A 16,472-nucleotide genomic window follows, 5' to 3' on the forward strand; every position below is an offset into this window, starting at 1 on the left:
GGTCTCCGTTGGTTGGTCGGGGGGTGGTGTTGGTGTTTGTGTGGTCGTCAGTCGGTGCTGTTCAGCCCAGCAGGTATTTGAGCCGGGGGCGCTGTCGGACGAACTCCATCTTCTCGATGATGGCGTCGAGGCCGTAGTAGCGCCCGGTGCCCAGGACGATCATGGTGACGAACAGCAGGAGTCCCATGAAGTCGCTGTTGACCAGGCCGTGGCCGAAGCCGGCGTTGCCGACCCAGAACAGGGTCATGAAGACGACCCCGCCGAAGGCCGCCAGCCGCGTCAGCGCGCCGGCGATCAGCGCCAGCCCGATCAGCGTCTCGAACAGCGGCACACCGGGCGCGATCAGCCACGCCAGGTTGTTGCCCATCCAGACCGGGATCGGCCCGAGTGCCGTGCCGGTCATCTGTTGCATGTAGGCCGGCCCGTACGCGAAGTTCAGGCCGTCCTCGATGAGCTTGGTCACGCCCGCGTGGAAGAACCACCAGCCAGTCAGCACACGCAGCATCGCCAGCCAGTAGGCCGTCCACGGTCCGTCGAGCTCTAGCTCGAACGCCTCGCCCAGGGGGTTGGTTGCTTGGTAGGACATCGGTGGGTTACCTCACATATGGACATCTGGCCGAGACCACCATATAAACAGACGTGCGTTCCCATCGACTGAAAACGGTTCTGAGCGCCTGAGAATGAAGAATTCTGCAGTTTCCGTCGTAACCCCGTGTTCGGGCGGGCTTTTTTCCGTCGGTCGGGCACGCGGCTCCCGAACGACCGTGAGGTTCAACACCGCCACTGGGCTATCAGTCGACAATGACCCTCAAACTGGAAGGTGCCCACACCACGGCACGCGTGATGGTCGACGACGAGTCGCTGGTCGAGGAGGGGTGTCTCGACCAGATCAAGACGCTCATCGACCACCCGGCGTTTACCGAGCCGGTCCGGGTGATGCCCGACACGCACTGGGGTGCCGGCGCGCCCATCGGCTTCACGATGCCACTGGCCGACCGCGTCGTCCCCAACATCGTCGGCGTCGATGTCGGCTGTGGCATGTGCGCGACGAACCTGGGGCCCGAGCTCCCGCTCGCCGACGCCGAGCGCGAGCGACGCGTGCGCGAAGCGGTCCCGATGGGACGGGAAGTCCACGACTACGACGACGCCGTCCACTTCGTCGAGGCGTTCCCCTTCGAGCGGGCCAACGAGGTGTTCGAGCAGTTCGACCGGGCCTTCGCCGAGAAGTTCGGCGAACGTATCGACCCCATCGAGTTCGAGTTCGACGGCTACGACGGGGAGTACTTCGAGTCGCTGTGTGACCGCGTGCTCGCGGCCCAGCGTCAGGGGATGGACCACGTGATCAAGAGCGCCGGGACCCTGGGCGGCGGGAACCACTTCGTCGAGTTCGCTCGCGCTCGCAGTTCCGGGGACTACTGGCTCGTCGTCCACAGCGGCTCCCGGTATCTGGGCAAGTCCGTCGCGGAGTACTGGCAGTCGACGGCGACCGACCGCCGAACCATCGGCGCCATCCGCGACGAGATTCCCGAGGAGTACACCCGCTTCCTGAAGTTCGACCCCGACACCGTCGAGTCCCGGGACCTCTACGAGTGGGTCACTGGCGGCAAGGGCGAGTCCTATCTGGACAAGGAGCGCCTCCGGCGCGAACTCGACGGGAAGGAGATCGAGGAGGCCTTCGACACGCTGGGCCGGCTTCAACAGGCCGTCCACAGCGACGACGGCGACCGTGAGACGGATCTGGACTGGCTCGAAGGCCGGGAGGCCCACGGCTACTACGTCGACATGCTGTTCGCCCAGCAGTACGCCCGCTGGAACCGCGAACTGATGAGCGACGCCATCTGTGAGACACTGGGTGTCGAACCGGTCGAGCGCTTCCAGTCGACGCACAACTACATCGATTTCAGAGACTTGACGGTTCGTAAGGGTGCCACACCGGCCCGCGAGGGGCAGCGCCTCCTCATCCCGTTCAACATGGCCGAGGGATCGGTCATCGCCCGCGGGAAGGGCAACGACGAGTACCACCAGACCGCGCCACACGGCGCCGGGCGTGTGATGAGTCGGACCCGAGCCCACGATGTCGTCGACATGGACGAGTTCGCCGAAGCGATGGACGGCATCTACTCCGAGTCGGTCGTCGAGGCGGTCCGGGACGAGGCACCGATGGCCTACAAGGACGCCGACGCGATCCGCGAGGCGATCGAGCCGACCGCCGAGGTCGTCGAGTGGCTCGACGTGGTCCACAACCTCAAGGCGACATCGTAGCCCGACCCGCTCGGTGTCACCCGGGGCACAAACCCTATCCCCGGGCCAGACCACTGTCCAGTCGATGGCGTTCCGGCGGTTCCTCCGCGGGACGGTCCCCTGGGACCGGCTCGAAGGCGTCACCAAGGCGGTGATGGAGCGGTACGGGGAGTCGTCGGCTCGCGTGGAGTTTCTGGAGGCGGACAACTGGCTCTCGACGCCGCTTGTGGTCAACGACCACTGGTTCGTGAAGGTGATCACCCAGCAGAACTCGCTGGTCCACGCACTCCTGACGACCGGCCGGAACCTGGGCGCGTTCTCCTCGGGGACGGAGGGGTTTTTCGAGCACTTCGGGACGCCCTACGAGATGGCCGAACACGAACTGGCCGCGACCGAGCGGATGCGGGAGCTCGGCATCAGCGCGCCCGAGCCGGTCGAGGCCTTCGAGTACGAGGGGATGGGCGTCGTCGTCCTGGAGTATCTGGCCGAGTTCGAGACGTTCGACGACCTCGACCCCGAGACGGTCCGGCGCCACGCACCGACGGTGTTCGACTTCCTCCACCGGATGCACGAGGACGGGCTGGCACACGGGGACTTCCGGTGTGAGAACGTCCTGCTGGCCGACGGCGAGGTGTACTTCATCGACGCGACGAGCGTCCGCGAGGACGCCATCGCCGACGCGCGGGCCTACGACCTGGCGTGTGCGCTCGGAGCGCTCGAACCCATCGTCGGCGCCGACGCGGCCGTCGGTGCCGCCGCGGAGTTCTACGAGACCGACGAGCTCCTCGCCGCCGAGGAGTTCCTCGATTTCGTCAACATCCGCCCGGACCACGACTTCGACGCCGGCGACCTCCGCGGCGCGGTCGAGAAACTCGCAAGCGGCGGTCCCTCGGAGTGAGGCGGCTCAGTCGCCGCTCGACCGCGCTCGTGCCGTCGCCGCGACGCCGACCAGAACGACCGTCCCACCGAGGAGCGTCGCCGCGCTCGGGACCTCCGAGAGGATCACGAGCGCCAGCAGCGCGCTTCCGAGCGGCTCGCCAAGCAGTGAGACGCTGACCAGGCTGGACTCGACGTGTTCTAGGGCCCAGTTGAGGACAGTGTGACCGAACACGCCCGGGCCGACGGCCATCGCCAGAAAGAGGAGCCACTCGTGAGCCGGATAGCCGCGGACGGGCGCCCCGCTGGCGACCGCGAACCCGAGCAGACAGGCGGCCGCGACGCCGTAGACGACGGCCACGTACGGAAAGAGCGGGAGCCGCTGTCGCAACGACCGGCCCGCGAGCAGGTAGCCGGCGGTCATCAGCCCGCCCACCGCGGCGAGTGCGTTCCCGTACAGCGGGGCCGCCCCGACGCCGCCGCCCAGTAGGTCCCCCAGCGACATCACCGCCATCCCGGCGACGGCGACCACGACACCGACCGCCGTCCGGCCGTCGACCCGCTCGTCGAGGACGAGCCAGGCGCCGACCGCCACGAACAGCGGGTGGGACTGGACGAGTGTCACCGAGGCGGCGACGCTGGTCCAGGAGAGGCTCTCGAACCACGCGGCGAAGTGGACCGAAAGTGCAACGCCGGTCAGCGCCGCCGCCAGCAGGTCCCGGCCCGACAGCGCCGACAGCCGGTCGGCGTGACGCCCGAGCGCGACGGGGGCGACCAGCGCCGTCGTGAACAGCACGCGGTAGAACGCCGCCACGACCGGCGGCGCGTCGCTCCACCGGATCAGGATGGCGCTGGTGCTGACCGCGAGCACGGCGACGACGAGTCCGGTCCGGGGGTCGAATCGACGGGCCGACACACCGCCCGGGACGGACCAGCGGGACAAGAAAGTGATCGAGTCCGGAGAGTGACCGACCCGGACCGCCGTCGAGTCCCCGAGCGAGTTCCGGTTACTCCGCGTCCTCGGGCACGTCGAAGTCGTGGAAGTGCTCGCCTTCTTCCTTCGAGAGGATGTCCAGTGCCGCCGCCCCGCCGTCGCCGGCGGAGATGATCGCCTGCCACTCCTGGTCGCGGACCATCGCGCCGGTCGCGTAGGCGTCCTCGACGCTCGTGGCCATCGAGACGTTCACGTCGACGAGGTCGCCGTCGAAGGCACAGCCGAGCGACTCCGCCAGCGAGCGGTCGGCGCCGGTCGCCAGGACCAGGTACGTCGCCTCGACGCGCTCGCCGTCGACCGTCGCCGCGAAGCCGTCGTCGGTCCGTTCGACGGACTCGACCTCGCCACCCCGGAGGTCGGCGCCGAAGTCGGAGACCTGGGTGCGGGCGTCCTCCTGGAACGCCGAGCCGTCCTTCGACTCGATCCCGAGGTAGTTGAACAGGTGGGCCTTGTGCATCCACGTCTCGTCGGTGTCGTAGACGACGGTGTCGAGGCCGTTTTTCGCGGTGAACAACGCTGCGCTGAGGCCGGCGGGACCGCCGCCGACGACGAGTACGTCAGTCATGCAGATGCCCGTGAGAGCGGGACGGCGGAAAACCCTGTGACTGTGTACGGCCGCCACACGACCGGCGTCGCTACAACTGGGGTTTGTCCCATCTGAAGGCTTATTCCGGCACGAGTCGGCCACACGGCTATGGAGCGACGACGGTACCTCGCGGCGCTGGGCGGGTCGGTCGCCACGCTCGTGGGCGGGACCGCCGCGGCGAACGCGACGCGCGTGGACATCACGCTCGACGGGCGTCTGCACCGCGCCGACGGCGACCCGGCAGCCACGACGAAGACAGTCACCGACTCGGCTGTCGAGTACGACCCGGACTCGGGCCGCGTCCGGACCGACCACGGGACCGAACCGTTCGACGCGTGGGCTCGCCGGACCGCGATCGAGCACGCCGCCGAGACGGTCCTGTCGGTCGTCGACCGCCGTCTCGACGAGGACCTCTCGGGAGTCGGGCGGGGGATCAGGAGCCTGCTGTTCGGACTCGTCGTCACCGTCGACCACACCGTCACCCGGAACCGGGACGGCGAGGTGGTCGGCGAGCCGACCGTCCCGATGGAGCAGTTGCTGGCGACGGCGCCGCGGACGATGCGGGCGACCGTGGAACTGGACGGGCGATCGCTGGAGCGGCCCGTCCCGGTCGGCGTCGGCCACAGCGAGACGCAGTACCTCTGAGCCTACGCTTCGAGGAGCTTCTTCGTGGTCCGGTGGCGGTACCGGAACATCGGCTCGAAGCCGACGACGCCAAGCGGGCCGGCCGCCCGCCCGACCGGCCCGCCCGGGAGTTCGTACTCGACGCTGTCCTCGACGATCGTGGCGTCGGGGCCGTCGGCGATGAATCGGTGCGTGTGCTCCCAGTGGGGGAACGGTCCCTCCCGCATCACGTCACGGAACATCGCCTCGTCGTCGCCCTCCTCGCGGGCGACGATGTCCGAGACCCAGCGCTGGCGCGGGCCGACGCCGAACGGCTGGACCGTCGCGACGACGGTCGATCCGGCTTCGAGCACGTCGGGATCGAGTTCACCGTCGGGTCCGCGTGCCTCCTCGATCCGGAGGTGCATCCAGTCCGGTGTCAGCGCCACCAGTCCGTCGCCCGCGGAGTGAAACTCCCAGACCCGGTCCAGCGGCGCGTTCACGCGGACCCGGCGGTCGTAGGTGTCCATGGCCGGGGTTAGGACGGGACGCGCAAAACGTCGGCGATTACGGCCAGATACCGCCCTGCTCGGCGGCGTTGACGACGCGGCGAATCGCGACGACGTACATCGCTGTCCGGAGGTTCGGCGCGTCGGTGTCTTCGTGGGCCTCGATCAGGTCGTCGAACGCGTCGGTGACGACCCGTTCGAGTTCGTCGTTGACCCGCTGTTCGGTCCAGGAGAAGCGCTGTCGGTTCTGGACCCACTCGAAGTACGACACCGTCACGCCGCCGGCGTTCGCCAGGATGTCCGGAAAGACGTGAACGTCACGCTCGGTCAGCACGTCGTCGGCGTCGGGCGTCAGCGGCCCGTTCGCGGCCTCGACGATGACCTCGGCCTGCACGTCGCGGGCGATGTCCTCGTCGATCGCGTTCTCCAGGGCCGCGGGGACGAGGACATCGACAGCCATCGTCAGGAGTTCCCGGTTGCTCAGTTCCTCGGTCGCGCCCTCGAAGCCCGACAGCGACCCCGTCTCGCCTTTGTGCTCTTTGGCCGCTCGCGTGTCGAGTCCGTCGGGGTTGTACACCGCCCCCGAGGAGTCCGAGACGGCGACGACGCTGGCGCCGAGGTCCTCGATGAGTTTCGCCGCGACGGAACCGGCGTTGCCGTAGCCCTGGACGGCGACGGTCGCGCCCTCGATGTCCTTCCCGAGGTAGTCGAACGCCTCCCGGGTCGTGAGCATCACCGAGCGCCCGGTCGCCTCGACCCGGCCCGCGCTCCCGCCGGAGTCGGGCGCCTTCCCGGTGATGACGCCCGGTTCGGTCGTGTTTTCCAGCGTCTCGTAGGTGTCTTTGATCCAGTTCATCTCCTGCTGACCCGTGTTGACATCGGGCGCGGGGATGTCCCGGTCGACCCCGATAAAGGGGCGCAGTTCCGTGGCGAACGACCGGGTGATCCGTTCGAGTTCGGCTTCGGAGTAGTCGTCCGGATCGATCGCGATACCGCCCTTTCCGCCGCCGTAGGGGATGTTCACCGCGGCGCATTTGTACACCATCCACCCCGAGAGCGCCTTGACCTCGTCGCGGGTCACCTGCGGGTGATAGCGGATGCCGCCCTTGTACGGGCCGCGGTCACCGTTGAACTGTGAGCGGTAGGCCCGGAGTACCTCGACCGTACCGTCGTCCAGCTCCACCGAGAGGTTCGTCTCGACGACCCGTTCGGGGTGTTTCAGGCGTTCGAGTACGTCCGTGGCGTAGGGCAGGTACTCGGCCGCGTCCGAGATCTGCTCTTGTAGACTCTCGAACGGGTTGATGTCGTTCGCCATGTGAATAGTTGACAGACAGCGGCCAAAAGCGTACCGCCGCCGGCGAGACGTACTGTCGGCCGGCCGAGACGTGTCGCTCGCCCCGTCGAGGCGGAGTCCGGCGTCGAGGACGGCACCGGGCCGGGACAGCGCGACTCCCGTCAGAGGAACTGGCCCGCGGCGACGCCGGCGGCTATCAGGACGGCGAAGACGACCGCTCTGAGCCGGATTCCGACCGAGCGGCCCGTCACACGGCCGAGGAGCCTCCCCACCGGCGGCAGGACAGCGACCCCGCCCAGGACGAACAACACCGTCCGGATGTCCGAGGCGACCGCGAACCCGGCGACGACGGCCACGTAGCCGACAACGTAACTGGCTCGGTCGGCGAGTGCGGTCCCGTCGGTCGACTGGGCGCCCGTTTCGGCGTCCAGCGCCGCCTGTCGTTTGACGTAGTCGTCGAGGCGCTTTTTCGCCGCGTCGTTCTGTGGCTGCCCACACCGCGGGCAGAAGTTGACCGAACCGTTTAGCGAGAGCCCACACGCGTCACAGTCCGGCATACGCCAGTACCGTCTCGGCACGCGATTATGAACATTGTGATGGGGGAGGTGGCCGTCGAGTATCGCTGCTGAGAATCCGTCCCACAGACATAAGAGCGCCGAGCGCCGAGCTATCGGCCAGTACCAGTACCGATAGCAGTATCGGACCCGTCATCGATGACTCAGCTCCCACACACCCTCCCCACACCCGACCGAGACACGCTCCGGCGCCTCGGCGTCGTCCTCGTCGTCGCCGTCGCCGTCGTCGGGCTCGGTCTTCCCGGCGTCGCCGCCGGCCAGACCGAGCAACCCCCCGACGAGGCGACACCCGTCGAGGACCCCGGGAACGTGGACCCCCGCGGAGACGAGCCGCGAGAGCGGGAGCCACCCGGCGTCGCGTTCGTCGACGACGACGGCCAGGAGCGGACGACGGTCAACACGAACGGGAGCACCACCGACGCACGGCTGTCGATCACGACACGACAGCCCAACACGGCGGTGGCGGTCAGGTCCGACCGACTCACCGCGTCGCAGTTGTTCCGGATCTTCGCCGGACAGTCGCCGTCCGGCGTGGCCCGGGACGCGGTCCCGGGTGAACTCGACGACGCGACGACGGTCAACGGCGTCGCGATGTTCGCCAACCGCGTCGACGGTTCCGACGAGCGAATCGTCATCGTCAACGCGACGGCCTACGACGGCTCTGAGGTCACGTTCGAGGAGACGAGCGCGGCCAACTACACCTTCGAGTTCACCGCGATCGATCGCCCGGACGGACTGGCCGACAGCGCGAGCATCGCCGTGGTGGAGGAACCCGCCTCCGCGACCTTCGGGCGCCCGCTGTACGAGACGACCGCCGGCGACCTCACGACAGTGACGGTGTCGTTCGAGGACACCGACGCCGGCTACGTCATGATCGGGGGCGACGAACGGACCGGCGGCTCGGGGCTCCGGAACTACCTCGACGTGCTGTACGTCGAGGACGGCACGACGTTCACGATCAACACCCGGCTGGTCGGGACCGACGTGCCCTCCGAGGCCGCCTACTACCCCGAAAGCGGGACCGTCGTCAGCTACGCCCACAAGTACGGCCCGGCAACCGACCCCCAGAACACCGACGAGTTCCGGAACCTCTCGTTCGAGACGGCCAGCGGGAGGGAGGTCGCCGGCACCCTCGCCGAGTTCCGCGCCCACGTCGGGATCGGCGACCTCCCGCGGCCCCTCCAGCCCGCCCGGTACCGACTCGTCGCCGGTGCCGGCGGGGATATCGTCGTCAGAGACGACGGCATCCCGGACTTCCGGACCTCGCTGGCGCGGTCGAACGTCCGCCTGACCCAGCCCGAGATGGGGACCGCGCGGACCTACGTCGCGCCGAGCCAGAACGCCGACGAGGTGGCCGGGACGAGCACACTTCCGGACGGCGCCGTCGAGGCCTCGACCGTCGCGGTGGGTGATCGCCTCGTGATAGCGTTCGGCGGGAACGGGACGCTGGGGGCGCTGGCTCACGTCGCCGGCGACCCGGACACCGCCACCGACGCGAACCTCTCGCACCTCCGCGGACTCCGCCGGCTCCGGGAGGGGGTCAACCTCACGATCACCGAGGTCAACCCCGAGGTGAACACGGAGCCCAATCGGGTCGAGTTGGGGACCGCCGCACCGCAGGACGCGGTGTTGCTGACCGAGACCGATCCCGACGGGAACCGGGTCGACCGGTTCTACCTCGTCGTCGACACACGCCACCGCCGGCCGTTCCGTGACCCGCCCGAACCTGGCGATCGGTTCCGGGTCGAGTTTACCCACGAACTGCCGCCCGGCGAGCGCTACCGCTTCGTCGACACCATTCCCGGGGCGCAACCGCCGCCGTTCGACCCGGCGAACGAGCCCGCCGAGGACGGGACCGAACACTTCCCGTACGCCACCGAGGAGCGGACGGCGACGACGACGTTCACCTTCCGGGAGCCACAGGTCCGGTACGAACAGGTGAGCAGACAGGGTCGGCTCGTGCTGGAGCCGAACGCCGGCACGCAGCTCTCGGGGACGACGAACCTCGCGCCCGGGACGCCCTACTGGATCAGGGTCCTCGCCGGCCAGCAAGAGCCAGCCCGGACGATCTCGGTCACGCAGGGGACCGTCGGTACCAACGGGAGCTTCGGCACGACCGTCGACCTGGCGACCCTGGACGCGGGCGAGACGATCGACGTGGAGTTCTACACGACAAAGCCCACCGCTCCCCAGGCAGAACAGCGCCTCCTCGACGATCGCCGGGGCGTGACCGTCAGGAACGGCTCCGCGCCGGCCGACTTCGAGATCACGAGCATGACGACCGAGGCGACGGTCACCGAGGGCGAGTCACTGTCGGGGCTGACCGCGACGATCCGGAACAACGGGAGCGTCGAGGGACGCCAGAACGTGACCCTGACCATCGAGAACGAGACGGTCGCCGGCCAGGTCGAACTCCTCCGGGTCGACGAGTCGGTGACGTACACCTACGAGACGGTGTTCCCGGACCGCGAGCCCGGCACCTACAACGTGACACTGGCGACCGGAACCGACAGCGCGACCGGGGCCTTGCTGATCGAAGAACAGACGCCGACCGCGACGCCGGCGGCCGAGGCGACCGCGACACCAACGCCGACGCCGACACCGGCGAGCACACAGGGCGACGCTGGGACTGCAACGCCGACGCCCGCCCCCGGGACGACAGAACCACCGGAAAGCCCGACGAACGGCAGCGAGACGCCGTCGGGCGACTCGTCGGAGAGCGCGCTCCCGGTGCCGCCGCTTGGCCCACAGCGGGCGCGGGACGCGCTGGGCGCGACGGTGATCGTCGGCGGGGCCTACCTCGTCGACTACTTCCTCTAGAGACTGGCTTCGAGCCGGTCGATCAGGTCGGCGTTGCCGAGATACAGCGGCGTTCGCTCGTGGAGGTCGTCGGGATTCGTCTCCAGCAGCGACCCGTTCCCGTTCGAGGAGCGCCCGCCGGCGGTCTCGACGACGTACGCCATCGGCTGTCCCTCGAACTGGAGCCGGAGTTTTCCCTCCGGCCGGGACTGCAGTGCGGGGTACGAGAACAGCCCGCCATAGGAGAGGACCTGGTTGATGTCGGCGATCATCGCGCCGCCGTAGCGGAGTTTCAGTTCGCGGCGGATCTCCTCGGCGAACCCTTCGAAGGAGTCCGTCCAGGAGTCGACACCGCCGCCGAAGCCAAAGACCGTCGGCTCGCCGGGGACGGTCACGTCGTCGTCGATGAGCCGGTAGTCGTCCTCCTCGGCGATGTACTCACGGACGCGACCGTTCCGGGCGACGACCATCGAGGTGACCGGCCCGTAGATGACGAACCCGGCCGCCAGCAGGTACTTCCCGTGGGTCGGCGGCTGCTCGCTGTAGATCCCGAAGATGGTGCCCATCCCGCTGTTGGGTTCGAGGTTCGAGGAGCCATCGAGCGGGTCCATGGCGACGTGGAGGCGACCGTCGGCCGTCGCGAGTTCGTCCCGTTCCTCGCTGGCGTAGGTGGCGATGCCGTCGATCCCGAGCAGCCGTTGCTCGAACAGTTCGTCGGCCCGCACGTCGGCAGCCAGTTGCGTGTCGCCGCTGGGGTTGACGCCCCCGGCCTGTTCACGGTGTGTCGCGATCGCAGTCCGCACCGCGGGCGCGGTGTCGGCGATGGTCTCGATGGTCTCGGTGACGGTGCTGTCGGTCGCTGCGGTCGCGCTGTCGAGTGACTTGCTCATTGGTTCGAAGACGGTAAACGGCAGTCGCAGGGTAGTCGGATGGGTCGTCCGGGCGAGACGGCGTCGGCGGAACGCATCGAGTGATACCTCTCTCGGAGGGGTTAAGTATCTTATCTCTGACATTTACTACGCTTCGAGTGAATCGTTCGGTTTCGGCCGTAGAACGCCTTCAGAGTCGTGTGAACTTCTACCAGAGCGAGTAAAGAATTTACGTACCACTATTTCGATACTTAGTCGCCGAGCTGTGCGCTCATCCAGTCGTACTGCTCCTGGAGCCGTCGCCGCCCGGCCTCGGTCAGTGAGTACTTGTCCGTGATGCCCTCGGTCCGGTGGGTGACGAAGCCGGCGTCTTCGAGCGCGGTGAGTGCGCCGTAGAAACTCTGTGGTTCGATGCGCGTGTCGTACCGGGATTCGAGACGGGTCTTGAGCCGCTGGCCGCCGAGTTCGCCGTCCTCGGCGCCGGCCAGCAGGACACACATGTCCCGTCGCCGGCCGCTCTGGAGCCACTTTGACATACAGGGACAGACGCGAGGCGGGGTTTCGGCTCTTTCGACTGGGACGATCGGCTACCGTCGGCCGTGTACGCAACCGGTAGGTTCGACTGTCTGCAGTCCAACCCCCGTGTGATGACCGAGACCGAAGCGGTCGCGGACGGGATCACGGCGACGTACCGCGAGACGGAGACCGAGCGGCTGCTGACCTTCGAGCGTGACGGACGGACCGCCGCCATCGCCCAGAACGTCGAGGGGTACGCGATGCTGAAGGTCCGGCCCTCGGCCGACGGCGACGAACTGGAGCGGTACTACGGGTTCGACATGGCGCTGGACCACGCCGCCGAACTGCTCGACACCGATCCCCACTCCCTGCCGGTCCCCGAGGCCGCACGCGACATGGGGATGTGAGCGGCCGGGGCAAAGAGTGAAACCGCGTGACGTGGTAGGAGCCCACATGAGCGTCGAGCAGGAACACGCGGAGCGAACGATCCGGTGTCTGGTGGCGAAAGTGGGACTCGACGGCCACGACCGGGGCGCCCACGTCATCTCCCGGGCGCTGCGTGACGCCGGCTTCGAGGTGATCTACTCCGGACTCCACCGCTCGCCCGAGGAAGTCGTCCAGGCAGCGGTCCAGGAGGACGTTGATGTCGTCGGGATCTCGATCCTCTCGGGCGCGCACAACACACTCGTCCCGAAGATCCTCGACGGGCTCAAGCAGTACGACGCCTTCGACGACCGGCTGATCCTGGTGGGGGGTATCGTCCCCGACGACGACGAGGCAGAGTTACGCGAGCAGGGGGTCGACGAGATCTTCGGCCCCGGTGCCTCGATGGACGAGATGATCGCCTACATCCGCGAACACGCGCCCGAGCGATGAGCGAACTGGTCTCGGACGTACTCGCGGGCAAACACAGCGCCCTTGCCCGCGTCATCACCAACATCGAGAACCGTGCGCCGGGCTACCGGGAACAGGTCTCGGCGCTCCATCGCCACGCCGGCGACGCGGACGTGATCGGCGTCACCGGCAGCCCCGGCGCCGGCAAGTCCACCCTCGTGGACAAGGTGGCGGCGGCCTACCGCGAGCAGGGTCTCACCGTCGGCGTCATCGCGATCGATCCGTCCTCACCCTTTACCGGCGGCGCGGTGCTTGGCGACCGCATCCGGATGGCCTCGAACGCCGGCGATATGGACGTGTTCTTCCGCTCGATGTCGGCCCGCGGCTCGCTGGGCGGGCTCTCGACGGCGACGACCGACGCCGTCACCGCCCTGGACGCCTTCGGGAAGGACAAGATCGTCGTGGAGACGGTCGGCGCCGGCCAAAACGAGGTCGACATCGTCCGGACTGCCGACACCGTCGCCGTGTTGGTCCCGCCGGGCAGCGGCGACGACGTGCAGATGCTCAAGGCCGGTATCCTGGAGATCGGCGACGTGTTCGTCGTCAACAAGGCCGACCTGGACGGGGCCGACAGGACCGTCCAGCAGCTAAAAGAGATGCTCCAGGGCCGCAGCGGCCGGCCCGACACCGGCCACCACGGGACCATCTCGGGGACGCCCGGCGACGGTGAGACCCGTTCGGCTGACCGAACGGGCGAGACGGGCGACTGGGACCCGCCGATCGTCGAGACGGTCGCGAACCGCGGCGACGGCGTCGAGGCGTTCCTCGACGCGCTCGCGTCCCACGCCGACTATCTCGATCGGAGCGGTCGGCACGAGCACCAGGCCCGCGAGCGGTACGCCGCGGAGATCCGGACGCTGCTGCGTGAGGACGCCAACGGCTTGCTGTCGGCCGAACTCGACCGTCGGGGTGGTCTGGACGGCTTCGTCGACGACGTGGTCGACCGCGAGACCGACCCCTACAGCGTCGTCGACGAGTTGCTGGCGCCGCTGCGGGACTGCCTCGCCGAGGACCGAGAGTCCCACCACGGTTAAGCCGGTTCCGGCCCTCGTCTCGACGTATGAAACTCCGAAAGGCCCTGGGTGTGGCCGCCGGGACCGTCGGCGCGACCGCGCTCGCGAACCGTCTCCTCCGGTCCCGTGCCGCCGAGTTCGAACCGTTCCTCGACGGAACCCAGCGGAGCTACCGCTGGCGTGGCTTCGACATCGCCTACACGGAGGCCGGTGACCCCGACGACCCCGACCTGGTCCTCCTCCACGGCATCAACGCCGCGGGCAGCAGCCACGAGTTCCACACAGTGTTCGACCGGCTGGCCGAAGAGTACCACGTCCTCGCCCCGGATCTGCCCGGGTTCGGACACTCCGATCGGCCGCCGCTGCTGTACTCGGCGTCGCTGTTGACGACGTTCGTCCGGGATTTCGTCGCGGACAACACCGCAGACGCGACCGTGGTCGCCTCCTCGCTGACCGGTTCCTACGCCGCGGCCGCCGCCCGCGAGGTCGCGGTCGAGGAACTGGTGTTGGTCTGTCCGACCGACACCTCGATGGGCGACCGCAACGTCTGGCTGCGCTCGCTGCTTCGCTCGCCGCTCGTGGGCCAGGCGATATACAACCTCATCGTCTCCAAACCATCGATCAGACACTTCCACGAGGACCACGGCTACTACGACATGGACAACCTCACCGAGGCGGTCGTCGACTACGAGTGGACTTCGGGCCACCAGCCCGGAGCCCGGTTCGCTCCGGCGTCGTTCGTCTCGGGCTTTCTGGACCCCGAGGAGGACCTGGGCGACGTGCTCGCCGAACTCGACGTGCCCGTGACGCTCGTCTGGGGAGCCGACGCGGACATCACGCCGCTGTCGGAAGGCCGGGAACTGGCCGACCGGGCGGACGCGAAACTCGTCTCGATCGACCAGTCGCTGTTGCTCCCACACGTCGAACACCCGGCGGAGTTCGTCGGCATCGTCCGCGGACAGACGACGATCCCGGTCGAGGAGTAACCGCTCAGCGCGGGCTGAAGACAACCAATCGGTCCCCGGTGGTCACTCGCTCGCCGACCTCGATGCCGACCATCGTCCCGATCTCGACAGCCTCGGGGTCGACGCCGCGGACGATCCCGGTGATCGAGACCGGGCCGAAGTCCGCGATCGCGGTCACGTAGGGGGCGTCGTCCTCGAACTGCGGCGTCGGGACCGTGATCGTCGTGTGCGTGACGACTTCGCCGGCGTCGGGAAGCGGTTTCTCGGCGAGCTCTCGGGAGCCACAGGTCGGGCAGACCCGCCGGGGTGGCAGCCAGCCGTGGCCGTTCGCACACTCGGCGTAGTGACCCTCCCCGTCAGCGATCGCGTCGAGCCAGGCGTCGTACTGCCCGTCGGGGGCCTGGTCCGTCATTCCGCCACCTCCAGAACGTGGACCGTCGTAGACGCGACCGTCCCCCCGGCGTTGTGTGCGACGCCGACCGTCCCGTCGGTGACGGCGTCGGCCCGCGGATGGGACCCGTCCAGCAGCCAGGTGATCGTCGCCAGCTGCGCGACCCCGGTCGCGCCGACCGGGTGGCCCTTGGCCTTCAGCCCGCCCGAGAGGTTCACGGGCATCTCACCGTGGCGATCCGTCTCGCCGTTCGTCGCGGCGGCGATCCCCTCGCCGCGCTCGTACAGGCCCAGCGACTCGATAGCCAGCACTTCGGCGATCGTGAAGCAGTCGTGGACTTCCGCTACGTCCACGTCGTCGGCACCGACGCCGGCGTCGGCGTAGGCCTCCGCTGCTGCCTTGTCGGCGGCGGGCGTCTGTGCGAGGTGTGGACGGTCGTGCAACGCGAGGTTGTCCCCGCCCTGGCCGGTGCCGGTGACGGCGATGGGCGCGTCGAGGTCGTGGGCCTCGGCGTAGGACTCGCTTGTCAGCACCGCCGCGGCGGCCCCGTCGGTGATCGGGCAGGAGTCGTACAGCCCCAGCGGGCTGGCGATCGTCGGCGCCTCCAGGGCGTCCTCGACGGTGATCTCCTTCTGGATCTGGGCGTGGTCGTTGACCAGCGCGTGCTCGTGGTTCTTCACCGCGATGTGAGCGAGGTCCTCGTGGGACCCGCCGTACTGGTCGAAGTACGAACGGGCCATCAGCGCGTACGCACCGGGGAAGGTCATCCCCGCCCGGACCTCGTAGAGGTCGTCTGCGGCGATCGCGAGCGCGTCTGTCGCCGCTGCCGTCCCGATGTTCGTCATCCGCTCGGCGCCGCCGACGACGATCACGTCGGCTTCGCCGTTCCGGAGCGCCTGGACCGCCCCCCGGACGGCCGCGCCCGCAGAAGCACAGGCGGCCTCGAACCGCGTGGCCGGCGCGTCCAGCCCGATCGCCTCGGCCATCAACGGCCCCTGGTGACCCTGGTGTTCGGCCAGTTCGCCCATGAAGTTGCCGTAGTAGAGGCTATCGACATCGTCGGGATCGACGCCGGAGTCGTCGAGCGCTTCCAGGCCCGCCTCGGCGAACAGATCGCGGCCGGTCCGTTCGGGGTGTTTCCCGAACTTCGTGACACCGGCCCCGGCTACGCGTGGGTCTGACATTATCTATCAGTGTGTACCGAGTAGTTAAATGCCTGCCGCATATGTGACCACATGTCACGAAAATAGCGTGTCGAGACCGCAGTACGGCAGTTGATTATCCAGTGAGCATATATTTTCCCACGTAGGATCTATGGCCTTCGTGGGTATCGATAGACGGCGGGAT

Annotated in this window: 18 protein-coding genes; 8 read left to right on the plus strand and 10 right to left on the minus strand. The window is 68.3% G+C overall.

Annotated elements, in window-relative coordinates; genetic code table 11:
• Window positions 1–61: 61 nt before the first annotated feature.
• Entirely contained in the window at window positions 62–586 is a 525-nt protein-coding gene (locus P1L40_RS03045; RefSeq protein ID WP_284009836.1) for a DoxX family protein, read from the minus strand.
• 215 nt (window positions 587–801) lie between these two features.
• On the opposite strand from P1L40_RS03045, the gene P1L40_RS03050 reads away from it, so the two are divergent.
• The gene (locus P1L40_RS03050) at window positions 802–2,262 is read left to right on the plus strand and encodes an RtcB family protein (protein WP_284009837.1); all 1,461 of its coding nucleotides are present in this window, start codon (window positions 802–804) and stop codon (window positions 2,260–2,262) included.
• Window positions 2,263–2,326: 64 nt separating this feature from the next.
• Window positions 2,327–3,139: an RIO1 family regulatory kinase/ATPase domain-containing protein gene (locus P1L40_RS03055; RefSeq protein ID WP_284009838.1), complete on the plus strand. Its 813-nt coding sequence runs from the start codon at window positions 2,327–2,329 to the stop codon at window positions 3,137–3,139.
• A gap of 6 nt (window positions 3,140–3,145) precedes the next feature.
• Here the strand turns inward: P1L40_RS03055 and P1L40_RS03060 are convergent, their stop codons facing one another.
• Complete coding sequence (locus P1L40_RS03060) at window positions 3,146–4,033, minus strand: DMT family transporter (RefSeq protein ID WP_284009839.1); 888 nt, start codon at window positions 4,031–4,033, stop codon at window positions 3,146–3,148.
• Between the two features lie 91 nt (window positions 4,034–4,124).
• Window positions 4,125–4,676, minus strand: coding sequence for an NAD(P)/FAD-dependent oxidoreductase (locus P1L40_RS03065; protein WP_284009840.1), 552 nt, complete (start codon window positions 4,674–4,676; stop codon window positions 4,125–4,127).
• A gap of 129 nt (window positions 4,677–4,805) precedes the next feature.
• On the opposite strand from P1L40_RS03065, the gene P1L40_RS03070 reads away from it, so the two are divergent.
• Window positions 4,806–5,342 carry a hypothetical protein gene (locus P1L40_RS03070; RefSeq protein WP_284009841.1) on the plus strand — a complete coding sequence of 179 codons (537 nt, stop codon included), beginning with the start codon at window positions 4,806–4,808 and terminating at the stop codon, window positions 5,340–5,342.
• 2 nt (window positions 5,343–5,344) lie between these two features.
• Here the strand turns inward: P1L40_RS03070 and P1L40_RS03075 are convergent, their stop codons facing one another.
• The 3 genes from P1L40_RS03075 to P1L40_RS03085 all read right to left on the minus strand — a co-directional run bounded on the left by P1L40_RS03075 (window position 5,345) and on the right by P1L40_RS03085 (window position 7,660).
• A complete protein-coding gene (locus P1L40_RS03075; protein WP_284009842.1) occupies window positions 5,345–5,830 on the minus strand; it encodes an SRPBCC family protein in 486 nt (161 codons plus the stop codon).
• 37 nt (window positions 5,831–5,867) lie between these two features.
• Window positions 5,868–7,124, minus strand: a complete 1,257-nt coding sequence (locus tag P1L40_RS03080; protein WP_284009843.1) for a Glu/Leu/Phe/Val family dehydrogenase — start codon at window positions 7,122–7,124, stop codon at window positions 5,868–5,870.
• A gap of 140 nt (window positions 7,125–7,264) precedes the next feature.
• Window positions 7,265–7,660 carry a hypothetical protein gene (locus tag P1L40_RS03085; RefSeq protein ID WP_284009844.1) on the minus strand — a complete coding sequence of 132 codons (396 nt, stop codon included), beginning with the start codon at window positions 7,658–7,660 and terminating at the stop codon, window positions 7,265–7,267.
• A 156-nt stretch (window positions 7,661–7,816) separates the two neighbouring features.
• Here P1L40_RS03085 and P1L40_RS03090 point away from each other — a divergent pair, with 156 nt between their 5' ends.
• Window positions 7,817–10,498 carry a BGTF surface domain-containing protein gene (locus P1L40_RS03090; RefSeq protein WP_284009845.1) on the plus strand — a complete coding sequence of 894 codons (2,682 nt, stop codon included), beginning with the start codon at window positions 7,817–7,819 and terminating at the stop codon, window positions 10,496–10,498.
• Here the strand turns inward: P1L40_RS03090 and P1L40_RS03095 are convergent.
• Both P1L40_RS03095 and P1L40_RS03100 read right to left on the minus strand, forming a co-directional pair.
• Window positions 10,495–11,367, minus strand: coding sequence for a class 1 fructose-bisphosphatase (locus P1L40_RS03095; protein WP_284009846.1), 873 nt, complete (start codon window positions 11,365–11,367; stop codon window positions 10,495–10,497). The genes P1L40_RS03090 and P1L40_RS03095 overlap by 4 nt on opposite strands.
• Before the next feature lie 230 nt (window positions 11,368–11,597).
• Window positions 11,598–11,882, minus strand: a complete 285-nt coding sequence (locus tag P1L40_RS03100; protein WP_284009847.1) for a PadR family transcriptional regulator — start codon at window positions 11,880–11,882, stop codon at window positions 11,598–11,600.
• A gap of 111 nt (window positions 11,883–11,993) precedes the next feature.
• On the opposite strand from P1L40_RS03100, the gene P1L40_RS03105 reads away from it, so the two are divergent.
• Genes P1L40_RS03105 through P1L40_RS03120 form a run of 4 tightly spaced genes read left to right on the plus strand, consistent with a single transcriptional unit; the run spans window position 11,994 to window position 14,755 of the window.
• Window positions 11,994–12,269 carry a DUF7111 family protein gene (locus P1L40_RS03105; RefSeq protein WP_284009848.1) on the plus strand — a complete coding sequence of 92 codons (276 nt, stop codon included), beginning with the start codon at window positions 11,994–11,996 and terminating at the stop codon, window positions 12,267–12,269.
• A gap of 46 nt (window positions 12,270–12,315) precedes the next feature.
• Complete coding sequence (locus P1L40_RS03110; RefSeq protein ID WP_284009849.1) at window positions 12,316–12,738, plus strand: cobalamin-dependent protein; 423 nt, start codon at window positions 12,316–12,318, stop codon at window positions 12,736–12,738.
• Window positions 12,735–13,790, plus strand: a complete 1,056-nt coding sequence (meaB, locus tag P1L40_RS03115) for a methylmalonyl Co-A mutase-associated GTPase MeaB (RefSeq protein WP_284009850.1) — start codon at window positions 12,735–12,737, stop codon at window positions 13,788–13,790. Before P1L40_RS03110 ends, meaB begins: the two co-directional genes overlap by 4 nt.
• 26 nt (window positions 13,791–13,816) lie before the next feature.
• Complete coding sequence (locus tag P1L40_RS03120) at window positions 13,817–14,755, plus strand: alpha/beta fold hydrolase (protein WP_284009851.1); 939 nt, start codon at window positions 13,817–13,819, stop codon at window positions 14,753–14,755.
• Between the two features lie 4 nt (window positions 14,756–14,759).
• On the opposite strand, the gene P1L40_RS03125 is transcribed toward P1L40_RS03120, so the two are convergent.
• Entirely contained in the window at window positions 14,760–15,146 is a 387-nt protein-coding gene (locus P1L40_RS03125) for a Zn-ribbon domain-containing OB-fold protein (RefSeq protein WP_284009852.1), read from the minus strand.
• A complete protein-coding gene (locus P1L40_RS03130) occupies window positions 15,143–16,309 on the minus strand; it encodes a thiolase domain-containing protein (RefSeq protein WP_284009853.1) in 1,167 nt (388 codons plus the stop codon). Before P1L40_RS03130 ends, P1L40_RS03125 begins: the two co-directional genes overlap by 4 nt.
• Window positions 16,310–16,472 lie beyond the last annotated feature (163 nt).

The sequence above is a fragment of the Haloarcula pelagica genome (genome assembly GCF_030127105.1).
Lineage (GTDB): Archaea > Halobacteriota > Halobacteria > Halobacteriales > Haloarculaceae > Haloarcula > Haloarcula pelagica.